Source organism: Sorangium sp. So ce204, assembly GCF_051526795.1.
In the GTDB taxonomy this organism is placed as follows: Bacteria; Myxococcota_A; Polyangia; order Polyangiales; family Polyangiaceae; genus Sorangium; species Sorangium cellulosum_B.
This window is the reverse complement of the sequence record NZ_CP150317.1, coordinates 5,868,632-5,892,500: the sequence shown is the minus strand read 5'-3', so window position 1 is coordinate 5,892,500 and position 23,869 is coordinate 5,868,632. Positions and strand designations below refer to the sequence as shown.

The 23,869-nt window shown below is 71.9% G+C and carries 16 protein-coding genes, 3 rRNA genes and 1 pseudogene (1 of these 20 only partly in view); 14 read left to right on the top strand and 6 right to left on the bottom strand.

Annotated elements, in window-relative coordinates:
• The 4 genes from WMF22_RS21920 to WMF22_RS21905 form a co-directional block, all read left to right on the top strand.
• Positions 1-215, top strand: a 23S ribosomal RNA gene (locus WMF22_RS21920); it begins 2,792 nt to the left of the window's first position.
• Positions 216-355: 140 nt separating this feature from the next.
• Positions 356-472: ribosomal RNA gene (gene rrf / locus WMF22_RS21915) — 5S ribosomal RNA — on the top strand.
• 204 nt (positions 473-676) lie between these two features.
• Positions 677-793 (top strand): 5S ribosomal RNA (rrf, locus tag WMF22_RS21910).
• A 538-nt stretch (positions 794-1,331) separates the two neighbouring features.
• Positions 1,332-6,245: an Lhr family helicase gene (locus tag WMF22_RS21905; protein WP_438036905.1), complete on the top strand. Its 4,914-nt coding sequence runs from the start codon at positions 1,332-1,334 to the stop codon at positions 6,243-6,245.
• Positions 6,246-6,367: 122 nt separating this feature from the next.
• Here the strand turns inward: WMF22_RS21905 and WMF22_RS21900 are convergent, their stop codons facing one another.
• Positions 6,368-6,682: a KGG domain-containing protein gene (locus tag WMF22_RS21900; RefSeq protein WP_437300977.1), complete on the bottom strand. Its 315-nt coding sequence runs from the start codon at positions 6,680-6,682 to the stop codon at positions 6,368-6,370.
• A 479-nt stretch (positions 6,683-7,161) separates the two neighbouring features.
• On the opposite strand from WMF22_RS21900, the gene WMF22_RS21895 reads away from it, so the two are divergent.
• From WMF22_RS21895 to WMF22_RS21885, 3 genes are all read left to right on the top strand, one after another.
• The gene (locus tag WMF22_RS21895) at positions 7,162-8,496 is read left to right on the top strand and encodes a hypothetical protein (protein ID WP_438036904.1); all 1,335 of its coding nucleotides are present in this window, start codon (positions 7,162-7,164) and stop codon (positions 8,494-8,496) included.
• A gap of 338 nt (positions 8,497-8,834) precedes the next feature.
• On the top strand, positions 8,835-10,451 hold the full coding sequence (locus WMF22_RS21890) for a M57 family metalloprotease (RefSeq protein WP_438036903.1): 1,617 nt from the start codon (positions 8,835-8,837) through the stop codon (positions 10,449-10,451).
• Positions 10,452-10,793: 342 nt separating this feature from the next.
• Positions 10,794-11,021, top strand: a complete 228-nt coding sequence (locus WMF22_RS21885) for a hypothetical protein (RefSeq protein WP_437300974.1) — start codon at positions 10,794-10,796, stop codon at positions 11,019-11,021.
• Positions 11,022-11,099: 78 nt separating this feature from the next.
• On the opposite strand, the gene WMF22_RS21880 is transcribed toward WMF22_RS21885, so the two are convergent.
• Positions 11,100-11,738, bottom strand: coding sequence for a response regulator (locus WMF22_RS21880; RefSeq protein WP_012236595.1), 639 nt, complete (start codon positions 11,736-11,738; stop codon positions 11,100-11,102).
• Positions 11,739-12,097: 359 nt separating this feature from the next.
• On the opposite strand from WMF22_RS21880, the gene WMF22_RS21875 reads away from it, so the two are divergent.
• Positions 12,098-13,024, top strand: a complete 927-nt coding sequence (locus tag WMF22_RS21875) for an LpxL/LpxP family acyltransferase (protein ID WP_437300973.1) — start codon at positions 12,098-12,100, stop codon at positions 13,022-13,024.
• A gap of 152 nt (positions 13,025-13,176) precedes the next feature.
• On the opposite strand, the gene WMF22_RS21870 is transcribed toward WMF22_RS21875, so the two are convergent.
• The 3 genes from WMF22_RS21870 to WMF22_RS21860 all read right to left on the bottom strand — a co-directional run bounded on the left by WMF22_RS21870 (position 13,177) and on the right by WMF22_RS21860 (position 17,081).
• Positions 13,177-13,914, bottom strand: coding sequence for an ABC transporter ATP-binding protein (locus tag WMF22_RS21870; protein WP_438036902.1), 738 nt, complete (start codon positions 13,912-13,914; stop codon positions 13,177-13,179).
• Positions 13,915-13,990: 76 nt separating this feature from the next.
• Positions 13,991-15,586 (bottom strand): hypothetical protein, encoded by a 1,596-nt coding sequence (locus tag WMF22_RS21865; protein WP_437300971.1) that lies wholly within the window; start codon positions 15,584-15,586, stop codon positions 13,991-13,993.
• A 253-nt stretch (positions 15,587-15,839) separates the two neighbouring features.
• On the bottom strand, positions 15,840-17,081 hold the full coding sequence (locus WMF22_RS21860; protein ID WP_438036901.1) for an alpha/beta fold hydrolase: 1,242 nt from the start codon (positions 17,079-17,081) through the stop codon (positions 15,840-15,842).
• A gap of 45 nt (positions 17,082-17,126) precedes the next feature.
• On the opposite strand from WMF22_RS21860, the gene WMF22_RS21855 reads away from it, so the two are divergent.
• Complete coding sequence (locus WMF22_RS21855; protein WP_438036900.1) at positions 17,127-17,477, top strand: addiction module protein; 351 nt, start codon at positions 17,127-17,129, stop codon at positions 17,475-17,477.
• Between the two features lie 98 nt (positions 17,478-17,575).
• Here WMF22_RS21855 and WMF22_RS21850 read toward each other — a convergent pair.
• Positions 17,576-17,833: pseudogene (locus WMF22_RS21850) on the bottom strand (metallophosphoesterase family protein); the annotation flags it as partial.
• Positions 17,834-18,241: 408 nt separating this feature from the next.
• On the opposite strand from WMF22_RS21850, the gene WMF22_RS21845 reads away from it, so the two are divergent.
• The 5 genes from WMF22_RS21845 to WMF22_RS21825 all read left to right on the top strand — a co-directional run bounded on the left by WMF22_RS21845 (position 18,242) and on the right by WMF22_RS21825 (position 23,698).
• Complete coding sequence (locus tag WMF22_RS21845; RefSeq protein WP_437718857.1) at positions 18,242-18,496, top strand: hypothetical protein; 255 nt, start codon at positions 18,242-18,244, stop codon at positions 18,494-18,496.
• Between the two features lie 210 nt (positions 18,497-18,706).
• Positions 18,707-20,479 (top strand): serine/threonine protein kinase, encoded by a 1,773-nt coding sequence (locus tag WMF22_RS21840; protein ID WP_437300967.1) that lies wholly within the window; start codon positions 18,707-18,709, stop codon positions 20,477-20,479.
• Entirely contained in the window at positions 20,472-21,086 is a 615-nt protein-coding gene (locus tag WMF22_RS21835; protein ID WP_437300966.1) for a hypothetical protein, read from the top strand. The genes WMF22_RS21840 and WMF22_RS21835 overlap by 8 nt, the downstream gene beginning before the upstream one ends.
• 99 nt (positions 21,087-21,185) lie before the next feature.
• Entirely contained in the window at positions 21,186-22,547 is a 1,362-nt protein-coding gene (locus tag WMF22_RS21830; protein WP_438036899.1) for a glutamine synthetase family protein, read from the top strand.
• Positions 22,544-23,698, top strand: a complete 1,155-nt coding sequence (locus WMF22_RS21825) for an iron-containing alcohol dehydrogenase (RefSeq protein ID WP_437300964.1) — start codon at positions 22,544-22,546, stop codon at positions 23,696-23,698. The genes WMF22_RS21830 and WMF22_RS21825 overlap by 4 nt, the downstream gene beginning before the upstream one ends.
• The last annotated feature ends 171 nt before the right edge of the window (positions 23,699-23,869 follow it).

Sequence of the window (23,869 nt, the reverse complement as noted above, 5' to 3'; positions counted from 1 at the left end):
GCTCCGGTTGTCCTGCCAAGGGCATAGCCGGGTAGCCATGTACGGAACGGATAACCGCTGAAAGCATCTAAGCGGGAAGCCGGCCTCAAGACTAGGTGTCCCGGGCCGCAAGGCCCCTAAAGACCCCTCGTAGACCACGAGGTTGATAGGCCGGGTGTGGAAGCCGAGCAATCGGCGGAGCTAACCGGTACTAATAGGTCGTGCGGCTTGACCATACTTCTAAGGCAAACATCGAAGCGTCGCGCCCGGAGTTCGGGTGACGAGCAGCGTGACACAGCTGGCCCTGCGTAAACATAGCGTAGAGCACCGCGAGGAGCGGGCTCCGCAGGGTTCCGATTGGACGCACCCACAAGTTTCCGGTGGTGATATCGAGAAGGTCACACCCGATCCCATACCGAACTCGGAAGTTAAGCTTCTTGGAGCCGATGGTACTGCCAGGGCAACCTGGTGGGAGAGTAGGACGCCGCCGGGATTTTTTTATGAGTCTGCGCGCTTAAATCGACGCGCAGGCCTTTTGGCTGCGAGACTGCGGCTGGTCGCTGTTCCCAGGGCAAGCAGCGATCGCGTCGTGCCTGAGCCAGGCCGACGAGCACGCCAGCACGGCTGGCAAGGCGTTGGGCGCCGCGAGGAGCGGGCCCTGCCGAGCGTCCGATCGGAATGGACGCGCCCGCAAGTTTCCGGTGGTGATATCGAGAAGGTCACACCCGATCCCATACCGAACTCGGAAGTTAAGCTTCTTGGAGCCGATGGTACTGCCAGGGCAACCTGGTGGGAGAGTAGGACGCCGCCGGGGTTTCTTCGAACCTGCGCACAGAGATTCTCTGTGCGCAGGTTTTTTTTTGCCTTCCATCCGGACCCTCGGTCCGACCTGCCGGCGCGTTCGAGGGTCGGATCGGCGGTCCGCCGAGGAGCACCCCTCCCGGGCCGTCCATCGGATCGGCCGTGCCCGCCTGGCCCCCCTTCAAAACTTAGGTGAGCGCCGGCGGGTGGGTCCACGCGGCGGGGGCGGGCGGGCGCGCTGGAGCACCGACCGAGGTGCCATAAGGCCCCCAGGAGGCTCGAGGTCTCAGGCGCGCCTTGTGTGGCGCGCAACATGACCTCCCAGGTGGCATGGCCCGAAGGGAGACATGCCGGGCGGTGTTCCATGCGCAAGCTCCAGGCCCCCGCCTTGGCGGATGGCCAGCGCCCGCCCGCCCCCGCCGCGTGGACCCACCCGCCGGCGCGGCTGGGCGGCTGGAACGATCTGTTGCGCCGCCTCCCGCCGCGAGGGATGGCTCTTGCCTACGCACGCAGCAGCCCCCGCTCAGGCAGGGACCGCGCAAGCGCCGCCGATGGCCAAGAGACGCCCCCCCGCATCCGATCCGCTCGCCCGCTTCCACCCCGCCACCCAGGCGTGGTTCCGCGCGGCCTTCGCCGCGCCCACCCCCGCCCAGGTGCAGGGCTTCCCGCCCATCCTCGACGGCGCCTCCACCCTGCTGCTCGCCCCGACCGGCTCGGGCAAGACGCTCGCCGCCTTCCTTGCGGCCATCGACCGGCTCATGGCGTCGCCCGAGCCCGAGGCCGCCGAGCGCTGCCGCGTCGTCTACGTATCGCCCCTCAAGGCGCTCGCGATCGACGTCGAGCGCAACCTGCGCGCGCCGCTCGCCGGCATCGCCGCCGCCGCCGAGCGCCTCGGCCTGCCTTGCCGTGTCCCCCAGGTCGGCGTGCGCTCCGGCGATACAGCGCCCCAGGACCGCGCCCGGCTCGCCAAGAAGCCGCCGGACATCCTCATCACCACCCCGGAGTCGCTCTACCTCCTGCTCACCGCCGCCGCGCGCGATCGGCTGCGCGCCGTCGAGACCGTCATCATCGACGAGATCCACGCGCTCGTCGCGACGAAGCGCGGGGCGCACCTGGCCCTGTCCCTCGAGCGGCTCGAGGCGCTGCGATCCGCGCCGCGGCCGATGCAGCGCATCGGCCTGTCCGCCACGCAGCGCCCGCTCGACGAGGTCGCGCGGCTGCTCGGCGGCGGCGAGACCGACGGCGCCGGCAGGCGCTTCGCGCCGCGGCCGGTGACCCTCGTCGACGCGAGCGCCCCGAAGGCCCTGGAGCTCCGCATCGAGGTGCCCGTCGAGGACATGACCAAGCTCGGCGAGGCCGCCCGCGCGGGCGAGGGCCCGAGGAGGGCGCCCGCCGAGCCGGCGCAGCGCTCGATCTGGCCGAGCATCCACCCGCGCCTCGTCGAGCTCGTCCGCGCCCACCGCACCACGATGATCTTCGTGAACAGCCGGCGCCTCGCCGAGCGCCTCGCCGCGGCGCTCAACGACACGGCCGGCGCCGAGATCGCGCTCGCGCACCACGGATCGATCGCCCGCGAGCAGCGGCAGCAGATCGAGGAGCGGCTCAAGGCGGGCCTCCTGCCGTGCATCGTCGCGACCTCGTCGCTCGAGCTCGGCCTCGATCTCGGCTCCGTCGACCTCGTGATCCAGCTCGAGGCGCCGCCCTCGGTCGCCGCCGGGCTCCAGCGCGTCGGGCGCGCGGGGCACGAGGTCTCCGGCACCTCGCGCGGCGTCGTCTTCCCGAAGCACCGCGGCGATCTGCTCGCGTGCGCCGCCGCCGCGTCCCGCATGCGCGAAGGCAAGGTCGAGGCGACCCTGTACCCGAGGAACCCGCTCGACGTCCTCGCCCAGCAGATCGTCGCTATCGCTTCGATGGATACCCTCCACGTCGACGCGCTCTTCTCGCTCGTCCGCCGGGCGGCGCCCTTCGCCGAGCTGCCGCGCGCCAGCTTCGAGGGCGTGCTCGACATGCTCTCCGGCCGCTACCCCTCCGACGAGTTCGCCGAGCTCCGGCCCCGCATCGTCTGGGACCGGGTGGGCGGCGCCGTGCGCGCCAGGAAGGGCGCGAAGCGCCTCGCCGTCGTCAACGCCGGCACCATCCCCGACCGCGGCCTCTACGGCGTCTTCCTGGATACCGGCGGCGACGCCGCGCGCCCCGGCCGGCGCGTCGGGGAGCTCGACGAGGAGATGGTCTTCGAGGCCCGCGAGGGCGAGGTCTTCCTGCTCGGCGCCTCCTCGTGGCGGATCACCGACATCACCCACGACCGCGTCCTCGTCGTCCCCGCCCCGGGCGAGCCGGGCAAGATGCCGTTCTGGCGCGGCGACCAGGCCGGGCGCAACGCCGAGCTGGGCGCCTCCATCGGCGCCCTCGCGCGGCGCCTCGCCGCGCTGCCCGACGGCGAGGCCGAGCGCACGCTCGCGGAAGAGCACGGCCTCGACGAGCGCGCGGCCTCGAACCTCGTCCGGTACGTGCGCGACCAGGCCGCGGCCACGGGCGACGTCCCGAGCGACCGCACCCTCGTGATCGAGCGGTTCATCGACGAGGTCGGCGACCACCGCATCTGCCTCCTCTCGCCGTTCGGCGGCCGCGTCCACGCGCCGCTCGCGACCTGCATCGCCGAGCGGTGCCGCCTCGATCTCGGCCTCGCGGTCGACACCGTGTGGACCGACGACGGCATCGTCCTGCGGCTGCCCGAGTCGGAGTCGCCCCCCGACGCGAAGCAGCTCCTGCCGCAGGCCGACCAGGTGGAGGATCTGCTCGTCCGCGGCCTCGGCGACACCGCCCTCTTCGCCTCGCGGTTCCGCGAGTGCGCGGGCCGGGCGCTGCTCCTGCCGCGCAAGTTCCCCGGCAAGCGCTCGCCGCTCTGGGCCCAGCGCAAGCGCGCCGCCGACCTGCTCGCCGTCGCGTCGCGCTACGGCTCGTTCCCCATCCTGCTCGAGACCTACCGCGAGTGCCTTCGCGACGTCTTCGACCTCACGGCGCTCGAGGATCTCCTCCGGCAGATCGCCGCCCGAAAGGTCCGCGTCGTCACGGTCGACGTCCGCGCGCCCTCGCCGTTCGCGGCCACGCTGCTCTTCACCTACGCCGGCAACTTCATCTACGAGGGCGATCTGCCGCTCGCCGAGCGAAGGGCGCAGGTGCTCACCATCGATCACAGCCGCCTGCGCGAGCTGCTCGGCGAGGCCGAGCTGCGCGAGCTGTTCGACGCGGACGCCGTGCTGGCCCTCGAGGCGTCGCTCCAGCGCCTCGACGGCCGAGCGCCGCTCAAGCACGAGGACCAGGCGCACGATCTCCTGCTCTCGCTCGGCGACCTCACGCGCGACGAGATCGCCCGGCGCGCGGCCGCTCACGACGCCCCGCCCGAAGCGGCCCGCGAGCGCGCCGCCGCGTGGATCGACGAGCTCGTCCGGGACCGGCGCGCCATCGAGGTCCAGATCGGCGGCGAGCGCCGCGTCGCCGCCGCCGAGGACGCGGGCCGGCTGCGCGACGCCCTCGGCGTGGTGCCGCCGCTCGGCCTGCCGATCGCGTTCCTCGAGCCCGTCGCGGACCCGCTCGGCGAGCTGGTCGCCCGCTACGCGCGCACGCACGGGCCCTTCCGCGCCGACGACGTGGCCCGGCGCTTCGGCCTCGGCCCTGCGCCGGTGCTGGCCGCGCTCGCGCGCCTCGCCGAGCGAGGCCGCGTCGTCGAGGGCGAGTTCCTCCCCGGCGGCCGCGGCCGGGAGTTCTGCGACGCCGAGGTGCTGCGCTCGCTGAAGCGCCGCTCGCTGGCCCGGCTGCGCGCCGAGGTCGAGCCGGTCCCGCCGGAGGCCTACGCCCGCTTCCTCGCCGACTGGCACGGCCTGCACCGCCGCCGGCGCGGCCTCGACGGCTTGCTCGCGGCGCTCGAGCAGCTCCAGGGCGCGCCCCTCTCGGCCTCCGCCCTGGAGTCCGAGATCCTGCCCGCCCGCGTCGAGGGCTACCGGCCCGGCGATCTCGACGCGCTCTGCGCGGCCGGCGAGGTCCTCTGGCGCGGCGTCGAGCCGGTCGGCGACGGCGACGGCCGCGTCGCGCTCTACCTCGCCGAGGCCTTTCCGTACCTCGCCCCGCCGCCTGGCCGCGCCGAGGGGGCGCTCGCCGAGGGCATCCGCGCCGCGCTCGCGCGCCGCGGCGCGCTCTTCTTCTCCGACCTGTCGCGCGAGACGGGCGCCTTCGGGGCGGACCTGCTCGCCGCGCTCTGGGATCTCGTGTGGGCCGGCGAGGTCACGAACGACACGCTCGCCCCGCTGCGCGCCCTCGGCCGCGCGTCCGGCTCGAGCGGCCGCCGGCGCGACCGCGACCGCGACCGCGCTGCGTCCGGCCGCGGCCTCTCGGCGCTGCGGGCGCGCCGGATCGGCCCGCCGGGGAGCGAAGGGCGCTGGTCGCTGCTGTCGTCACCCGGCGTGTCCGGCGCTGCTGGCGGCGCGTCCTCCGGCGCGCCTGGCGAGACCGAGCGGCGCGCGGCGCTCGCCCGCGCGCTGCTCGAGCGCCACGGGGTGCTCACGCGCGAGGCGGCGGCGGTCGAGGGGCTCGCCGGCGGCTTCTCCGCCGTCTACGACGTGCTCCGCGCCATGGAGGAGGCCGGTCAGGCGCGGCGCGGCTATTTCGTCGCCGGGCTGGGCGTCGCGCAGTTCGCGGTGCCCGGCGCCGACGATCGCCTCCGGGCCTGCCGCGAGCCGTCCGACGATCCCCGGACCCTCGTCCTCGCGGCCACGGATCCGGCGAGCCCCTGGGGCGCCGCCGTCCGCTGGCCCGAGCTCCCCGCGCCTGTCGACGGCGGCGCCGAAGGCGCCGTCCGCGGCCCGGTCCGGCCGCAGCGGGCTGCGGGCGCCCTGGTGATCCTGCACGACGGCCGGCTGCTCGCCTGGATGGGCCGCACCGAGCGGAGCCTCACCACGTTCCTGCCGGAGGCCGAGCCGGAGCGCGGCGACGCGATCCGGGCCATCGCGTCGGCGCTCGGGGCGCTCGTTGACGAGGGGCGGCGGCGCGCCGTGCTCGTGGCCACGATCGACGGCGAGCCTGCGCACGGCTCCCCTCTCGCGCGCGCGCTTTCGGACGTGGGCTTCACCTCCGGAGCGCACGGCTACCTCAAGCGGGCCATCACGCCCGAGGGGGGCGGGTGGCGGCCGCGGCACGTGCCGCCCGCGAACGCGCCCGACTGGGCTCGCCGCGCGGCGGCGGCGGGCCTCGATGCGCCGGAGGACGAGGCAGATGGCTTCAGGCCGCCGCCCGGGCTCCGCTCGTGGCCCTCCGGGCCTCCGACCGGTGGATGGAGGATGTCGCCCGCCGGCGCGACCGAGGGCGGCGCGCAGGCGGCGGACGGCGGCGCGCCGGACGACGAGGGCGACCTCGACGACGACGACCCGGCGATGTTCGAGGATGGCGCAGGGATCGACGACGGCTCGGCGTAGCCACCGGTGGCGCCAAGAAGGACCGCCGAGCAACCGTGAAAGGGCGAACCCTTTCGTGGTTCCTCGGCGGCTCTTCGTGGTCCTCGCGCCCTCGGGGGATCCCGAGCGGCGCGCGGGACGGTTCAGTTCTGCTGGGGGTGCTCGTCCGCCTTCACATGTTGCTCATGGCTTCCGTTGCGGCCCTTCCGGCTCCGGCCCTCGCCGTTCGTCGCCTGACTTCGCGCCTCGGCGCCCTTGCGCCCGATCTCGGCCATGTGCTCGCGGTTCTGGCTGACAGCCTCTCCGCCCTTGCGGCCCGCTGCGCGCGCCTCCTCGGACGTGAACTCATGTGCTGTGCCCTTCTCATGAGCTGCCTTTCCGCCCTGACTCGCGATCTGGCGCTGCTGCTCCGCGTTCATCGCTGCGAAGCCTCGCTTGCTCTCGCTGGTCTGTCCCATGAATCACTCCTCGGATGGATTGCCTCGTGAACGCCACGCGACGACCGTGGCTACCTGCTGCCGCTTGGCCACATCAGGCCGGCGCTGCCGGCGACGCCGGGGCCATGCTGCAACGCGGGTGCCAGGCCGGGGAGCTCGGACGAATCTGCCGATGCGTCGAGGCCGGACAATTGATGAGCGTCGGGTCGCCGGGCGTGTCCTCTCGATGGCTCGCTGTGGCAAATTGCCTCACTGTGCGCGCCGCCGTGTCTGGTCGCCCCACTCTGCGGGCTCCGCCGTGACAGGCTCACTGGACGCGGCCGGTCGGTCTTGTGGCGGCGGCCTTCAGGCGGGCCGTCGAAGGCCTGCGGCGCTGGCGCATCGCGTCTTGACAACACGATGCCGCTGCCGCTCTCGTTGCACTGCATCATCACCTTCAGCGCCCGGCCCGACGACGAGGCTTCCGGGCGGCCGGGGTGACGACATTGCAGGAGATTCACATGGCGCTTGCGATCCAGGGGGCTCGTCTCGATGGGGGCCAGCTCTGCTCACCGAACATGACATCATGGCCGCGCCGCGCGCGCGGCCGCGCTCCGGGCGACGCGCGTGGCGCGGGCCTGGTCGCGCTCTCGCTGGCGCTGCTCGCGGGCTGCGGCGGCACCGGCGGCGCGGCGCCCGCGGAGAGCCCTGCGCCCGCGCCAGCGCCCGCGGCGAAGGAGCCTTTCGACATCGAGGAGGCGCTCGCCCGCGAGACAGGCGAGCTGCCCGCCCGGGAGCTCCGCGCCGCGGACTGGTCGGCGCGCGTGTTCGGGGCAGGGGAGGCGAAGATCGAGCCGAAGGAGAAGCTCGTCGCGATCTCCATCCCCCTCGGCACGGACACCCATGTCGAGTGCTTCGTCTACAACACGATGCTCGACTCGGGCGAGGTGATAAGGAACTTCATCGAGCTGCTCGACCCTGCGAAGGTGGAGGTCGCCCGCGTCGTTCCCTGGGAGGTGAGCGTGCACCGGGAGAGCCCCGCGGTGTTCGTGCAGGCCCTCTACCTCGTCCCGACCGCCGGCGGGAAGGCGGCCGGCCTGCTCAAGATCGCGCTGCACGCGGACAGGGCGCGCCCCATCGCCTGCCTGCATGACGAGGTCGGGTATGTCCGCACGTTCGAGCGGCTCGCCAAGGGGCTCTTCGACTCGTTCGAGTCGAAGAGCGCCGCGCCGAGGCCCGAGTACACGGACACCGTCATCCTGCGCCTCGACAAGGTCCCTGTCGGCTTCGAGACGAGCGATCTGCTCAAGGACGAGGGCGGCCAGCGGCGATGGTTCTCCCGCTCGGCCACCTTCCTGCCGCGTGACCCAAAGTCTCTGCACATCGAGGATGAGGCGTCGAACGTGCTCATCGATCCTCAGGGGCACATCAAGGAAGGCGTCTGGATCGAGACGTCGGGAGGCAAGGCGAACCACCGTATCGAGCTGTCCCAGAAGAAGAACTTCGAGTACGAGTACTCGGGAGAGGTCGAGGGCAAGAAGGTCCAGGGGACGTTCACGCCGGCGGCCAAGGCGTGGCTCTCCTCGCCCGTCGCCACCGCCTCGGCGCTCGCCCGGCTCCTCAAGAAGAAAGGCTCCTTCGACCTGAAGCAGCAGGAGTACATGCCCAGCGTCGATCCGACGAAGCCCGTCGACGTCCAGTACCTCCGCGACGCCTCGGGCGCCGTCACGGTCTCTCTGAAGACCATGCGCCTCGTGGGCAGCCTCGCTCCGGACGGCCGTCCGGAAGCATTCGAGATCTCCGCCGGTCCTCCCAAGCTGACGGTCCAGCGAGCCTACGTCAGGGGCAAGCTGTAAAACCGCCCGCGGATGCGCTCCCGGGCCTGTCCGGGAGCGCCAATGCGCTCGCCGACGGCCATGCGCGGTGGGCCTCGCTGGTCGGACACCATGGAGCGCAATCTCCAGCCGATACCGTCGAGGGTGCCGGTTTCTGTGAAGCTGGAAAATTTTCACGTCGACGAAACGTCGTCGGGTACGCTGGATGGCTGCAGTGCTTGAGTGTCGTCGTCATTTTTATTGATTCATGACGATTTGCCGATCCTGCCCCGCTCGGATCAGGTTATATATCTTCCCGGTCGGCCGAACGACTCTTCGCTGGAACAAAGAATCATTTTTTCGAGCGGAAGGAGCTCTCAATGCGCTCTGTGAGATCGCGTGGCTCGCGTGTCTGCGGCTCGGCCAGCTTCAAACTTGGCGTAATGACCGTGGGTGTATTCGCCCTTACGGCCTGCGTGTCGGGTCTCGAGGACGAGCCGGTCGAGGACGTCGGCGGTAGCCAGGAAAGCTTCGAGGCGTTCGAGAAGGCCGCGTTCCGCGAGCCTGGCTCTGGCGTCTACATCGTCAATGGGGACACGCCCGTCGCCGACATCAAGCATCTCCGGGAGTTCTGGGAGACGTACGTACGAGATGGCGCCCTCATCGTGCAACGCAGCGGCGGCAGCGACGTCGTCTGGTCGGCGGCCCAGAAGAAGAGCATCACCTACTGCGTGAGCACGACCTTCGGCGCGCGCCATGCCGCCGTCGTGGCGGCCATGGACGCCGCCACGGCTTCCTGGGAGAGCGCCTCGGACGTCGATTACATCTACCAGAGCGCTCAGGACGCGAGCTGCACTGCTGGCAACAGCAACGTCGTCTTCGACGTGAGGCCGACGAACTCCGGCGGCCAGTACATCGCGCGGGCGTTCTTCCCCAACGACGCGCGATCGGTGCGGAACGTGCTGATCGACTTCAACGAGCTCGCGGTATCCGGCGTCGCGCTCGAGGCAGCCCTGCGGCACGAGCTTGGCCACACGCTCGGCTTTCGGCACGAGCACACGCGCCCCGAGGCGGGCGTCTGCTTCGAGGACGACGCGTGGCGCGCGCTGACCACCTATGACTCGGACTCCGTCATGCACTATCCCCAGTGCAACGGCACCGGCGACTGGAACTTCGTGCTGACCGCAAGAGACATCCAGGGCGCCCAGGCGCTCTACGGCCCGCCTGGCGGCGCTGGTGGTAGCGGCGGTAGCGGTGGTAACGGCGGCGCAGGTGGCAGCGGCGGCGCTGGTGGCGGCAGCGGCGGCAGCGGAGGCGCTGGTGGCGGCAGCGGCGGCGCTGGTGGCGGCAGCGGCGGCAGCACGACGGTGACCGAGAACTTCAGCAGCAGCGTCAACGCAGGTGCGTTCGTGGACATCGGATCGAGCGCCGGTTTCGCTGTCACGCCGGGGACGGGCCTCACTGTGGTGATGACCGGCACCGGCGATCCCGACCTCTACGTGAAGTTCGGATCGGCGCCGACGACGGCCTCGTACAGCTGCCGCCCGTACCTCTCCGGGGCATCCGAGACGTGCACGTTGACCGTGCCGACAGGGCAAACCAAGGCGTACGTCAAGGTCAGAGGGTACACCGCGGCCACCTGCAACGTGGCGGTGACCTACACCCGATCGAGCGGCTCCGGCAGCGGCGGCGGCACGGCCACGTCGGCCACCTTCAGCGGCCGCCTCGCGGCGGGCGCATCGGCGTCACACGGGCCCCTCTCGGTGGTTCCAGGCACGAGCCTCCGGCTCGTGATGACCGGCACCGGCGACCCAGATCTCTACGTGAGGTTCGGCGCCGCGCCGACCCTGACCTCGTACGACTGCCGTCCGTATCTGGACGGCGCCGCGGAGACATGCAATCTGACGGTCCCGGCGGGGCAGACGCAGGCATTCCTCTCGGTGAACGGCTTCGCGGCCGGCACATATCAGCTGGGCGCGACCTACACGGCCCCTTAGTCAGAGCGGGCCCACCGCTGACGCGCCGAGCCATCCGAGGGAATGGATTGGCCGAAGGGTCGCCCAACCGGGTGTGTTCGCGCCCATCGAGGGCGTCATTTCGACGTGACGCGACGCGCCTCTGCTGGCGGCGACCTGGACACCACCGCCGACGAACCCTCGATACGGGGAGGTGGGTATCAGGCGCAGGATGAGCAGAGTACGGAGAGCCCATCGTCCAATCTGCGAGCGACATTTCTCAAAAAAATCGTCGCCGAAAACTGGGCACCTCAAGGGAACCCTTCCTAGGGTGCTCTCATGGACAAGAAAATTTTGGCCGCAACTCTCCTGCAGGCTCTGGCCATGGCGCAACGCGAAGGACGCTCCGAGACGCTCGACTCGCTGGTCGAGAAGCTGCGCGTCCGCCGCCGGGATATCCGCGGCACGCTGACCCTGCTCCACCGCCAAGGCATGCTGGACGTGCTCCACATGAGACTCACGCTCTCCGGGTTCGCCATCGGCTCGGCGCTCATCGGAGAGACGCTGCCGGCGCTCCGGGCGGCTCCGCGGGCGTCCACCGCGGCGGCGTGAGCCGCGCTGCACGCCGCGCGCGGTGAGGGCGGCGCGCGCTTCCAGCGCTCGCCGGGCGCCCCCGCGCGACGGCGCCGCCTAGGCCTCGACGAGGCCCGCTCGTACCGCGAGGCGGGTCAGGTCGGCCACGCTGTGCGTCGCCACCTTCGCGCAGAGGCGCGCCCGGTGCGTCTCGACCGTCTTCACGCTGATCGAGAGCTGGGCGGCGACCTCCTTGGCCGAGAGGCCCATCGCGAGCAGACGGAGCACCTGACGCTCCCTGTCGCTCAGCGCGGCCACCATGTCGCCCCTGGCGGCGGCGTCGCGCCGCTGGAGCGCGCGCACCATCGCGGCGCTCACGTCCGGCGATACGGCCGTGCGCCCCCGGACGACGGTGCGCAGCGCCTCCAGGAGATCGGCGAGCCGGCTCTGCTTCGACAGATATCCATCGGCGCCGGCCCGCATCGCCTCGGCCACCCGGAACTCGTCGCGGTGCATCGAGAGCACGATGACGCGGAGCTCCGCGATGCCCTTGAGCTCCCGGATGAGGTCGACGCCGCTGCGGTCCGCGAGGCCGAGCTCTATCACCGCCACCTGACAGCGGTGGATCTCCTGCGCTCGGAGCGCCTCCTGCCCGCTTCCAGCCTGAACGACCTCGCTCACCCCCGGCTGCGACGTCAGCGCGTACGCCAGCGCTTCCCGGACGACGTTCTGGTCATCGACGAGCAGGATATTCATGTCGAAGGCCCCCTTGTCAAAGGGCCTTGTAACAGACTGCTTTGAGCTCCATGAACCTGTTTTCTCGGTAAGGATTCGCCTGGCGACCTCGATTCGGTTCCTGTGATGCTGGACTGGGCTCCTCGCAGAGCGCCTTGGACGAGCGCAGGAGAGAGAGCGACGTCGGGCGATGGCGCTGGAACGTCGTTTCATCCGAGCGGGGCGTCGTGCCTCGGTGGGGGCGCATGCGCTCCCGGAGCCTGCAGCCCGCAGCCCGCGCGTCTCGTGACGAGCCCTCGGCAGGCTTCGCCAGGGCGGCGCGGGGCCCGCGCTCGAGGGCTCTCCCTTGGCCGTTATGTTTGCGGTAGATAGGCTGCCGCATGCCTCGTCCGCGCGGAGCGCTCTTCTCCGGTCTACGCCATGACTCGGCCTTCTGGCGCCGCGCCCTCGCCGCGGGGGTCAGGCGCGGGCCGGAGCCCCTGGTGCGCCATAGCCCTCCGGTCTTCGGCGTGCTCTTCGCGGCCGCGCTCCCCGAGCTGCGACGGCGCGTCGAGCAGAACCTCCGCCGCGTCCGCGGGCCGCGGTCGCGCCTCGTCGACCTGCTCGACAGCGGCGCGGTGTTCGCCGCCTACGGAAGCTGCATCGCCGAGGCGCTGCTGCTCGCGAGCGATCGCGGGTACACGGTGGCGCGGCGCTCCCGGGGCGTCGAGCACTACCACGCGTGCGCTGCAGCGGGCCGGGGGGTCGTCATCGTCACCGCGCACACCGGGGGCTGGGACATCGCCGGCCAGATCCTCGGCGCGGTGCATCCGGCGGGCGTCATGCTGGCGATGCAGCGGGAACGGGACGCCGAGGCGCGCGCTATCCAGGATGCGGCGCGGCAGCGCGCTGGTGTCCAGGTGGTGCACATCGGCGATGGGCCGCTGGACGCCCTGCCGCTCCTCAAGCACCTGCAGCGAGGCGGCGTGGTCGCGATGCAGATCGATCGCGCGCCGCCCGGGATGCGCAGCCGGGAGGTCACCTTCCTCGGCGGCCGCTGGCGGGCGCCCGAGGGGCCGATCGCGCTCGCCGCGATGAGCGGCGCGCCGATCTTGCCCGTGTTCACGCACCGCCTGGGCTTCCTCGACTACGAGGCGGTCGTGGCGCCGCCGATCCGGCTCGCCCGCCGGGCAACCGAGGAGGAGCGGGACGCCGCCGCGGCCGAGATGATGGGCGCCCTGGAGCGCTTCGTCCGGGCTCACCCGACACAGTGGTTCCACTTCGCCGGCGACGGCCCGATCGCGCCAGCGGAGGACGGGACGGGTTGAGCTGAACAGCGGAGAAGACCGCAAGTGCGCCGATCAGCGCAAAGGTGGAGAGGCGGAGGCGAGCCGAAAGACCGCCAGAGACATCGAGAGCAGAGATTTCTCTCATGTCCTTGTTTCTCGTTCCAGGGCGCCTTGCACGGCGCGGCGCCGCTCTACAGCGGCCCTTCGGTTAGCCCGTGGACGAATTGCCTCACGCGCGGATCGTCGCTCGCCTTCGCTTCGGCGGTGGTGCCGTCGAAGATGAGCCGTCCGCGGTAGAGCATCCCCACCCGGTCGGTGACCGTGAGCAGCCGGTCGAGATCGCTCGAGACCATCACCACGGTCGCGTTCATCGCCCGCTGCTCGGCGCGGAGCAGGTCGAAGATGCGCTGCGACGTGACCGGGTCGAGGCCGGCGGCGGGCTCGTCGTAGAGGACGATCTCGCCGCGCGCGATCGTGGCGCGGGCGACGCCCACGCGCTTCTTCTGGCCGCCGGAGAGCCCCGACGGCGTCCGCCCCTCGAAGCCCGCGAGAGACACAGCGCGGAGCCGCTCCGCGACCCGCTCCTCGATCTCGTCCTCGCTGAGATCGTAGAGCCGGCGCAGCGGGAACGCGATGTTCTCCCCGACGGTCATGTAGTCGAACAGCGCGTTGTTCTGGAACAGCATCCCGAACTTGAGGCGGAACGTCTGGAGCTCGAGCTCGCTGAGCGCGTGGACGTCCTTCCCGTCGACGAGCACGCGCCCGCGATCCGGCCGCAGGAGCCCGGTGATCATCTTGAGCAGCACGCTCTTGCCCGAGGCGCCCGGCCCGATGAGCCCGTAGAGGCAGCCGGCAGGCACGTCGAGGTCGACGCCCCGGAGCACCGGCATGCCCCCGAAGCTCTTCGTCAGCTGTTCGATCTGGATCATCGGTCGCGTGGACACGGTCGCCGCGGAGGGGCGCGCCGGCCTCGATGCTCGGCGGGGAGGGGCGCGGCGGCCTCCTTTACTTGAACGTCGTCCGGGCGACGTCGAGCCGCGGGTGGGACGGGAACGACATCCCGCGGATTTGCCCGGAGATGCACGAGGCGACGCTCGGGTTCGACGGGCTCGTCGTGACGGTGACCCCCACGGCGCGGCCGTTCTGCACCGCGGCGCAGACGTTCACCTCCATGCTCGAGGGCACGTTGCACGCATTCAGGTACGTGCCGCGGTTCAGCACGTTGCCGTAGGCGCCCGCCGTGAGGTCGGCCGGGCCGTTGTTGCCCATCTTGTACTCCTCGACATAGCGCGCCTGCGCCGCCTCACAGCTCAGGCCGCCGCCGAGCGTCGGGTAGCTGCCGCCGCCGCTCGGCCGCGCCACGCCCCCGGCGCGCCCGGTCTTGCCGCTGCCGAGGCCGGCGTCGACCTCGATCGCGACGCGGTCGGTGGCGCCCTGCACCGCGAGCTCCTGCTCCTTGTGGCTGCGCTCGCGGTACCACCAGCCCGCGCCCGCGGCGAGGATGACGCCCATCAGGGCGAGGCCGATCAGCGCCTTGTACTGCGTGCCCTGCTTCTCGGCCGACACGACGGCGTCGAGCGCGCGCTTCTCCTGCACGATGTCCCGGTTCAGCTTCGCCTGCTCGGCGAACGGGGCGAACTCCTCCCAGTCCTGGATCGCGCGCTCCTCTGCGGAGAACGTGTCGCGCAGCACCTGATCGCCTGTGAAGGAGCCGGACGCGACCTGCTGGAGCAGCTCCACGGACGAGAACGGCCCGTGGTCCATGCCGTCCTTGATGACGACGTACCGCGGCCGGGGATCGGACTCGAGCGCGGCCTTGAGATCCGCGAGCTTGCGGGTCGGATCGTTGCCGTGCAGGCGCTGCGGCTGGTTGATCGGGATGGCGACCGCGAACGGTCCGTCCCCGGAGACCGCCTGGATCCTCGGCACGGACGGCGCCGACGGGACGCGCGCTTCCTCCTGGTGCCCGGTCGGCGGCATCATCGAGAGGTTGACGTCGACCTCGAACTCGCCGTCGGCATCGAGGTGCGACGTGTCGGCGCTCGGGGGCATCGACGAGGCGCTCGGGACGATCTGGTAGAGCGCCTGCGCGAGGGCGGCGAGATCCGCCGGGCGGTGCTTCGGATCGGCCACGAGCGACTTGCCGAGCACCGTTTCCAGCGCGGGCGGCAGGTCCGGGATCACGTCCGCCGGACGCCGCATCCCCGGGCCGACGCTGCTGTTCGTGAGCATCTCGTAGAGGATGGCCCCCACCGCGAAGACGCTCGCGCGCGCGTCGCCTTCGTTGCCCTTGCGCTCCTCGGGCGCCAGGCAGGCGCGGTCGCGCGGCAGCAGAGGAGGGGTGTGGGCGAGCTCCTCGATCAGCTGGATCGTGCCGTTCGCGCCGTGGCCGAGGCACGAGGGGTGCACGAACATGGTCCGCCCCTGCGCGTGCAGCTCGTGCAGCTGGGTGCAGAGCGGCACGGCGAGGCCGATGGCCTCACGGATGTCGAAGCGGCGACCGGTCGCGCGGCGCGACTCCATCTCGGCGCGGAGCGTGCCGGCGGGGATGGACATGCCGGCCGGCAAGGGGGTGAGCAGGGGCTGGACCTGAGCGGACATCGGGGACGAACACTACGACAACACGCCGGGTCCGCTCAACGCCGCACCGCAACGTTGCAGTGTCGACGTGCGGCGAAGCCAGGTGCACACGTGGGACGAGCAGTGCGGGCGTGCGCTTGCGGCGTCAGCGTTCGTCAGCGCGCCTTCAGCGCGTTTGCGCTGGTCTGCGCCCCCTGGTGTCGGTCTGCGTCCGTGCGCGTCCGCCAGCGCGCGTTCGCGCTGGTCTGCGTCCGGGTGCGTCGGCCGGCGTCGGTCAGCGCGTGGTGGTGCCGGCCTGCGTCCGCGGGCGCTCGGAGGTCTCGGCTGCGGCGGCGTTCGCGCCGAGCGCCAGGACGTGCCCTGCGAAGAAGCGGAGCAGGTCGGCCTCGCGCGACTTCGGCCAGCGGGCGTGGTTGATGGCGCCCTTCTTGGCGGAGCAGCGGTTCCGGAGCGCGCAGTGGGGCTCGTCCCTGCCGGCCTCGTCGAGGCGCAGGAACGAGGTGTGCGCGGAGAGCGCGTCGCGCGCGCGCAGCCAGCGCTCCACGGACTCGCACGGGAACATGTCGTCGCACGCGCGGTAGACCGCCATCGCGGGCGGGGGAGGGCCGGGGCACGCCCACTCGGCGGGCGGCGCGTTGCTGCCGAAGGTGGCGAACGCCGCGACGCGGTCCGCGCGCATCATGGCGTACGTCGCCGCCATGTGGCCGCCGTAGGAGCCGCCGAGCGCGTAGATGCGCCGCCGGTCGACGAGCTTCTTCTCGAGCAGCTGGTCGACGAAGGCGTCGACGGTCGCGACGTCGACGTTGCCCTCGCCGGTGAACTCGACGTCGAACGGCGCGGTCGGCGTGTACATCTTCGTGCCGCGCTCGCGCTCGGCCTGGCTCGGCGTCTTGAAGGCGCGGCCCTGGGGCGCGAGGACGATGAAGCCCGCGTGGGCCGGGTCGCCGGTCAGGTTCCACGTGGCGCCGAGCTTGCGCAGGCCCGTCTCCTTGTCGACGCTCGTCGGGTTGTCGCCGTCGGCGTGGAAGAAGACGATGAGCGGCAGCGGCGCGCGCGTCTCCACGCCGCTCGGCGCGATCACGCAGGCGTAGCGGGGCGACCCCTCGGCGTCGCGCGTCTCCAGCACCTGGGCGCCGCGGCACGGCGGCCTGCCGAGCGTCTTGCGGAGCTCTCGTCCGGGGCGCCCCTGCTCGGCGACGCAGCTCCCTTCGCTGGGAAGCCTGGCCTCGGGCGGCTTCGCCGGCGGCGCGGCCGCGCTGGCCGGACCGGCCGCGCGGGCGCCCGCGTCCTGCCGGGCCGCCGGAGGCCGCGGCGGCCCGCCGTCGGCCGCGCGGGCGCCGGCGTCCTGCTCGAAGACGCCGAGCAGATCGCCGCCGTCGACCCCCGACGACGGCGTGGAGCACGCGGCCGCGAGCCACGCCGCGGCGCCGGCGAGCAGAGCCAGGCGGTGCCGGAGGCCTGGAAGGTCCGGCGTCGAGGTTCGGCGCGGACGGCGCCGGGGTTGGGGGTGGGGCACGCGCGCACTGTAGTACGTACACCTGTCGCGCTGAACCAGCCCGGCATGGCTCGACGGATCGATCCGGGGCGCGAGCCGAGGTACGCTGGACACCCCATGGCGCATCCCACCCAGGACACCCTCGCCGCCGCCCTGTCCCTTCCTGAAGGAGAGCGCCTCAGGATCGCGTCGGAGCTGCTCGCCAGCGTCGAGGAGCCGTACGACGACTCTTGGAGCGCTGCGTGGCTCGAGGAGCTCGAGCGCAGGGAGCAGGCGGTGCGCGATGGGGGGGAGCGGGGGGGACGCGTGGGCCGAGGTTCGGGCGCGGGTCCTCGCGAGACTGGGCGCTCGTTGACCCGGCCGATCATCGTTCGAGTCGACGCCCAGGCGGAGCTGGAAGAAGCTGCGGACTGGTAGGAGCGTCGCCGTCCTGGGCTCGGGGTTGAGTTCGTGAGAGCCATCGAGGTGGCCGTCGACGCGATTGCCGAGGCGCCCGAGTCATGGCCTCGATGGATATCGTGGTTCCCTGGCACCACGAAGAAGCGCTCTTTCGGCACGTGAAGCCGCGCGAGCGTCGCTTTCACGAGCTCAGTCACTGGTCCGTACTCCTCCGGGGTCCCGTGGGCGGCGACATCACCCGTGAAGCAGACGAGATCGATTGGGATTCTATCCTTCACGAGATCATCGAGGTTCCTCTCCCACGCATTACCGAGCACGCGCCGCCGGCGCCAGCCCTCTGTTTCGCGCGGTCTGCGTACGTCGAGATCCGAGATGTGGAGGACGCGCGACCTGTGCTCGAGGCGCCCCCGGGCGGCGATCGAAGTAATACGCCTTACTCTGAAGTGCCGTCGGGAGGCGATCGGCGCGAGTTGGAACGCGGCGAGGCGCTGCGGGGTGGCGATCGAAGTAAGATGTCTTACTTCGAAGTGCCGCCGGGAGGCGATCGGCGCGAGCTGGAATGTGGCGAGGCGCCCCGGGCGGCGATCGAAGTCGACGGAGCGCTGGTTCCACTTCGTGGCGAGCGTCGAGCCCGACCGGCTCCTGGACCGCCGGGCCGTGCCCGACGTGACGCAGCCGTAGAAGGTCTCGATCGGGTTGCCCGCCCGCCGGTGCGTCGGGTCCGTGCCCGCCGGGGACGAAATCGCGACGGCAGGCCCCGCTGCCTTGCAGGGAGGCCCTTCGTGGCTAGGCTGGTCCGCGGCCCACCCATGACGCTCTTCGATATCCTCGTCGGCGCCGCGCTCGCGGCGGTCCTTGCTTTCCAGGTCTACGTCACCGTGCGCGTCTTCCGGAGCCGCGTCTACGAGCCCAAGCAGAAGGTCTGGCAAGCGCAGCTCGTCTGGCTCCTGCCAATCATCGGCGCCGGGCTTGTGTTCTCGATCCTCCAGGAGGAGGACCGGGCCCACCGCGACGCCTCCTCGCACCTCCGGAGCTGAGCCGGCGCCTCCCGGCCGCGCGGCCGCCTCGCGGCGAAGTGCGGTCACGTTGAACGGTCGACCTCGCTCCCTTCTCCGTCCTCTACGCCCATCTGATCACCTCGGCGCCCCCCCCGATGGCCGCTGGCCCGGTGGACCTGGGACGATCGAACAGGAAAATTAGGTTTCACCCTTCGGTCTAGCGGCCCCGTGCGCTATGGCTCAGGGAGCATGGCGGACGACGTCTTCGGCATCGTCGGGACCACGCAGGCGGGTAATTTCCACGTCGAGCAGGTGGTCGCGGAGGGAGGGTTCGGCGTGGTGTACCGCGCGCTCCACGCCGGCTTCCGCGCGCCTGTCGCCTTGAAATGCCTGAAGGTGTCCGAGGCGAAGACCCCGCGCGAGCGGCAGCTCTTCCTCGAGAAGTTCCGCGAGGAGGCCCAGCTGCTCTTCCGGCTCTCGGCCTCGATCCCGGAGGTCGTCCGCCCGCTCCACGTCGACGTGCTGCACCTGAAGCGAGGGGAGTTCGTCCCCTTCCTGGCCCTCGAGTGGCTGGAGGGTGAGTCGCTCGACAAGGTCATCGATCGACGGAGGCTCAAGGGAGAGCCGCCGATCCCGCTCCACAGGCTGATGAAGCTGATGCGCCCCATCGCGCAGGCGATCGCGCGCGCGCACCGCTTCCCGAGCCCGAACGGGACGGTGTCGATCATCCACCGCGACCTCAAGCCCGAGAACATCTTCATCACGACGCAGGAGGGGACGGAGCGCCTCAAGATCCTCGACTACGGCATCGCGCAGGCGAAGACGCTGGCCGAGCAGGCCGTCGGACGGGTGACGAACGGCGACCCGCTGAACGCGTTCTCCCCGGCGTACGGCGCCCCGGAGCAGTGGGCGCCGAAGCGGTTCGGGCAGGCGGGAACTTGGACCGACGTCTGGGGTCTCGCGCTCACCATGGTCGAGGCGCTCGTAGGGCGGCAGGTGATCGACGGCGAGGCGCAGGCGATGATGGGGACGGCGCTCGACGTGAAGCGCCGGCCCACGCCCCGGGCCGAGGGCGCCAACATCCCGCCGGAGGTCGACGCGGTGTTCGAGCGCGCGCTCGCCGTGAGCCCGCGCGACCGCACGCGCGACATCGAGGCCTTCTGGACGGAGCTGGAAGCGGCGATGGGGCTCCCGGCGACCTTCGGGCGGACCGCCGCGCAGGACGACGGGTACTCCGTTCCGCCGCCGCCGTCGTCGTCGATGCGCGCGGCCCCGCAGGTCAAGCGGGCCGCGCACGTGTGGCTCGACACGCCCAGCGACGCCGGGTCGCTCGAGCTCGATCTCGACGTGGCCCCGGCGTCGATGCGCTCGCCGAGGGGAGGGCGCCGCGAAGGTCCCGCGAGCAGCGTGCGCCCGCCGCCGCCCTCGGATTCGGCCGGGCTCGAGATGGACCTCCCCGAGGCGCCGCAGAGCCCGCACAGCAGAGGCATGGGCGCGCTCGTCCCGGAGAGCATGCCGACGAGCGCGCGAGGCCGCGGCAGCTTCGCGGAGGCGACGCCCGTGGGCGCGCTCCCGCGCGGCGGCGGGATGGAGAGCGCCGCGCCGAGCATGCTCGGGCGCGGGGGCGGGATGGGCGGGATGATCGAGAGCACGCCGCCGCTGGAGATGGCGCTCAGCGTCGCGCCGCGCACGGCGACCTCGGTCGCGCCGGCCGCGGTGCGCTCGCTGTCGGACATGCCGTCGAGCAGGTACCGGCCGACGGCGCGTCCGCCGGCAGACGCGCGGCCGCGCCCGCCGGACCCGAAGCCGCTCGGCGGACCGACGCTCCTCCAGCAGCTCGGGCTGCCCGTGGCCTGCATCGTGTTCGCGTGCGTGGTCACGGTGGCCGACCTCATCATGAAGCAATCGGGCGAGGCGCTGAGCTTCGGCCCGGTGCGCTCGTTCTGGGTCGCCGGCGTGCTGCTCCTCTTCGGCGTCGGGCTGTTCTTCTGGCGCATGCTCGGAGATGCGGGAGATGCCTGATCCGACGCACGGGAGCGCCGCCGCGGGCGAGCGCGCCGATCAGAGCGTGTCGGCCCGCTTCACGCGGCTGATGAACGCGTCGACCTCGCGGTGGGGCGTGCTCACCGATCCTCCGCTCGTGGCGCTCGCCTCCGGCGTCTTCCTGCTCGTCTTCCTCGGGGCGCTCGGCCGCGACGCGGGCCCCGAGGCCGCGCGCGCGCTCGGCGTCCTCGTGTTCGCGCCGATCTCGGTCGCGCTCGTCGTCAGCGTGGCGCTGCGCGGCGCGCGTCGCGCCGTCGTCGCGTGGCTCGCGCGCCAGCCGTTCCCGGTGGAGAACCTGAACGCCGTGCTGAACGGCCTGGGCGAGGCGCTGGAGGTCACCTTCGTCGGCGCTGCGCCGGAGGCGAAGGAGCTCAACGTCGAGCTCGACAAGGTGCACCCGGACGCGTTCGTGACGGGGGGCGTCGAGGACGCGCGCACGCTGGACATCCGCATCGGCGTCGTCGACTCGAAGCGCAATCCGGCCGCGACGAACCACCAGCGCTACGCGCGCGTCCGCGAGCTCGTCGAGCGCGTGCTCGTGCCGCTCGCGGAGCGCTATCCGATCCAGGTCGTCCGGGTGAAGTGAGCGCGCGCCGGACGCGCGCATCCAGGCGGCGGGGCGCCTTCCGAGGGCTCGCGCGGGCGCTTGCCATGTCGCCCCGTTCCCCTGCTATCGTCGCGGCCCATGACCGCCTCGACCCCCGAGAAGCTCCTCTCCGATCTGGAAGCGCGGGGCATCACCCGCGCCAAGATCGGCGGCTTTGACATCGACGGCATCCTCCGCGGGAAGTACGTCTCCATCGAGAAGCTGAGGAGCGCGCTCACGAGCGGCTTCGGCTTCTGCGACGTCATCTTCGGCTGGGACATCGCCGACGTCCTCTACGACAACGCCAAGGTGACCGGCTGGCACACCGGCTACCCGGACGCGCACGCCGTCCTGGATCCGAGCACGCTGCGCGACCTCCCGTGGGAGCCGGGGACCGTCGCGATGCTCGCCGACTTCCGCGACGAGCGCGGCGGCCCGCACCCCGCGTGCCCGCGATCGCTCCTCCGGAGCGTCATCGCGAAGGGCGAGCGGATGGGGTACTCGGCGAAGCTCTCGTGCGAGTTCGAGTTCTTCCTCTTCGAGGAGACGCCGCGCTCGCTGCACGAGAAGCGGTTCGCCGGCCTGACGCCGCTCAGCCCCGGCATGTTCGGTTACTCGTGGGTCCGCGAGGGGCAGAACAAGAAGCTCATGGCCGCCATCCTCGATCAGATGCAGGCCTTCGACGTCGAGATCGAGGGCCTGCACACCGAGACCGGCCCGGGCGTGTACGAGGCGGCGATCCGCTACGACGACGCGCTCCGCGCCGCGGACAAGGCCGCGCTCTTCAAGGTCGCCATGAAGCAGATCGCCCACGAGCACGGCCTGTCGGTCACGTTCATGGCGAAGTGGAACGCCGATCTCCCCGGATCGAGCGGCCACCTGCACCAGAGCCTCTGGAAGGACGGCCGCAACGTCTTCGAGGACGCGTCGTCGCCCGATCGGATCCCGGCGGCGCTGCGCCACTACGTCGGCGGCCAGATCGCCATGATGCCCGAGCTCACGGCGATCTACTCGCCGACGATCAACGCCTACAAGCGGTACGTGCCCGGCGTCTGGGCCCCGCTCACCGCCAGCTGGGGCGTCGAGAACCGCACGGCCGCGATCCGCCTCATCGGCCTCGGCACGCCCGGCGCGCGCGTCGAGTACCGGCAGACGGCGGCGGACATCAACCCGTACACCGCGATGGCCGCGTGCCTCGGCGCAGGGCTCTACGGCATCGAGCACGGCGTCGAGCCGCCGGCGCAGGCCTCCGGAGACGCGTCGTCCACCGAGTCCTCGCGCTTGTCGCTGCCCCGTACGCTCGCCGACGCGACCCGGATGCTCGCGGGCAGCAAGATGGCCCGCGAGATCCTCGGCGAGAATTTCGTCGACCACTATGCCCTGACGCGCGACTGGGAGGTGCGGCAGTACGAGCGCGCGGTCACGGATTGGGAGCTGAAGCGTTACTTCGAGGCGGTGTGATCATGAGCCAGTTCACGGTTTGGAGCTTCCCCACACGCATCCTCTTCGGCGCCGGCGTCGTCGAGCAGACGGGCGCCGAGGCGCGCCGGCTCGGCGCGGCGAGGGCGCTCGTCGTCACGGACAAGGGCGTCGTCCGCTCGGGGCTGCTCGAGCCCGTCGCCGCGTCGCTGCGGAAGGAGGGCCTCGAGGTGGCCGTCTTCGACGACGTGCTCGGCAACCCCATCGAGAAGAACGTGCACGACGGCGTCGCCGCGTTCCGCGCGGCCCGCGCGGATCTCGTCGTCGCCCTCGGGGGCGGCTCGCCGCTCGACGTCGGCAAGCTCGTGCGCCTCGGCGTGAACCACGATCGGCCGCTCGTCGACTACGACGACGCCACGGGCGGCGATCGCTTCATCACGCCCGACGTCCCGCCGATGCTCGCGATCCCCACGACGGCCGGCACCGGCAGCGAGGTCGGCCGCTCGGGCGTCGTGACGCTCGACGCGAACCACCGGAAGACGGTGATCTTCTCGCCGCACCTGCTCGCGAACGCCGCGCTGCTCGATCCGGTGATGACGCGGTCGATGCCGGCCTTCCTCACGGCGGCGACGGGCTTCGACGCGCTCACCCACTGTATCGAGGCGTACGTCGCGAAAGGCGATCACCCGATGGCCGACGGCATCGCGCTCGAGGGGATCCGCCTCGCCGCCGCGCACCTCTCGCGGGCGGTCACGCACGGCGACGATCTCGACGCGCGCGGCGGCATGATGAAGGCGGCGATGATGGGCGCGGTCGCGTTCCAGAAGGGGCTCGGCGCGTGCCACTCGCTCGCGCACCCGCTCTCGAGCGAGTGCGGCCTGCACCACGGCCTCGCGAACGCCCTCTGCCTCCCGCCGGTCGTCGAGTTCAACGTCGCCGCGGCCGCGCCGCGCCTCGCGCGTGTCGCGGCCCTGCTCGGCGCGCCCGAGGACGCCGCCGCGTGCGCCGACGCCATCCGCGCCCTGCGCGCCCGGATCGGGCTCGCGGCCGGCCTCGAGAAGGCAGGCGTCCCCCGCGACAAGCTCGACGCGCTGGCCGACCTCGCCGCCCAGGACGCGTGCCACACGAGCAACCCGCGCACCTGCTCGCGCGACGATCTCCGCCACCTCTACGAGGCGTCCTTCGCGAGCTGATCGCGCGCGCCTGCGCCTGCCCCGGGCGCGGCTCGCGGCGGGCGCCGGGCCGACACGAACGCGTCGCCGCCGCGGAAGGATCGCGCCGGCGAGCGCCTGCCGTGACGGGATCATGGTCATTTCCCGGTGTCCAGCGGGCCGTTGGGCGCCGGCCCTACCGCTGGCCGACAA

Coding starts and splice junctions, on each gene's coding strand:
- WMF22_RS21905 (WP_438036905.1), top strand. CDS start 1,332: ATGGCCAAGAGACGCCCCCCCGCATCCGATCCGCTCGCCCGCTTCCAC.
- WMF22_RS21900 (WP_437300977.1), bottom strand. CDS start 6,682: ATGGGACAGACCAGCGAGAGCAAGCGAGGCTTCGCAGCGATGAACGCG.
- WMF22_RS21895 (WP_438036904.1), top strand. CDS start 7,162: ATGGCGCTTGCGATCCAGGGGGCTCGTCTCGATGGGGGCCAGCTCTGC.
- WMF22_RS21890 (WP_438036903.1), top strand. CDS start 8,835: ATGCGCTCTGTGAGATCGCGTGGCTCGCGTGTCTGCGGCTCGGCCAGC.
- WMF22_RS21885 (WP_437300974.1), top strand. CDS start 10,794: ATGGCGCAACGCGAAGGACGCTCCGAGACGCTCGACTCGCTGGTCGAG.
- WMF22_RS21880 (WP_012236595.1), bottom strand. CDS start 11,738: ATGAATATCCTGCTCGTCGATGACCAGAACGTCGTCCGGGAAGCGCTG.
- WMF22_RS21875 (WP_437300973.1), top strand. CDS start 12,098: ATGCCTCGTCCGCGCGGAGCGCTCTTCTCCGGTCTACGCCATGACTCG.
- WMF22_RS21870 (WP_438036902.1), bottom strand. CDS start 13,914: ATGATCCAGATCGAACAGCTGACGAAGAGCTTCGGGGGCATGCCGGTG.
- WMF22_RS21865 (WP_437300971.1), bottom strand. CDS start 15,586: ATGTCCGCTCAGGTCCAGCCCCTGCTCACCCCCTTGCCGGCCGGCATG.
- WMF22_RS21855 (WP_438036900.1), top strand. CDS start 17,127: ATGGCTCGACGGATCGATCCGGGGCGCGAGCCGAGGTACGCTGGACAC.
- WMF22_RS21840 (WP_437300967.1), top strand. CDS start 18,707: ATGGCGGACGACGTCTTCGGCATCGTCGGGACCACGCAGGCGGGTAAT.
- WMF22_RS21835 (WP_437300966.1), top strand. CDS start 20,472: ATGCCTGATCCGACGCACGGGAGCGCCGCCGCGGGCGAGCGCGCCGAT.
- WMF22_RS21830 (WP_438036899.1), top strand. CDS start 21,186: ATGACCGCCTCGACCCCCGAGAAGCTCCTCTCCGATCTGGAAGCGCGG.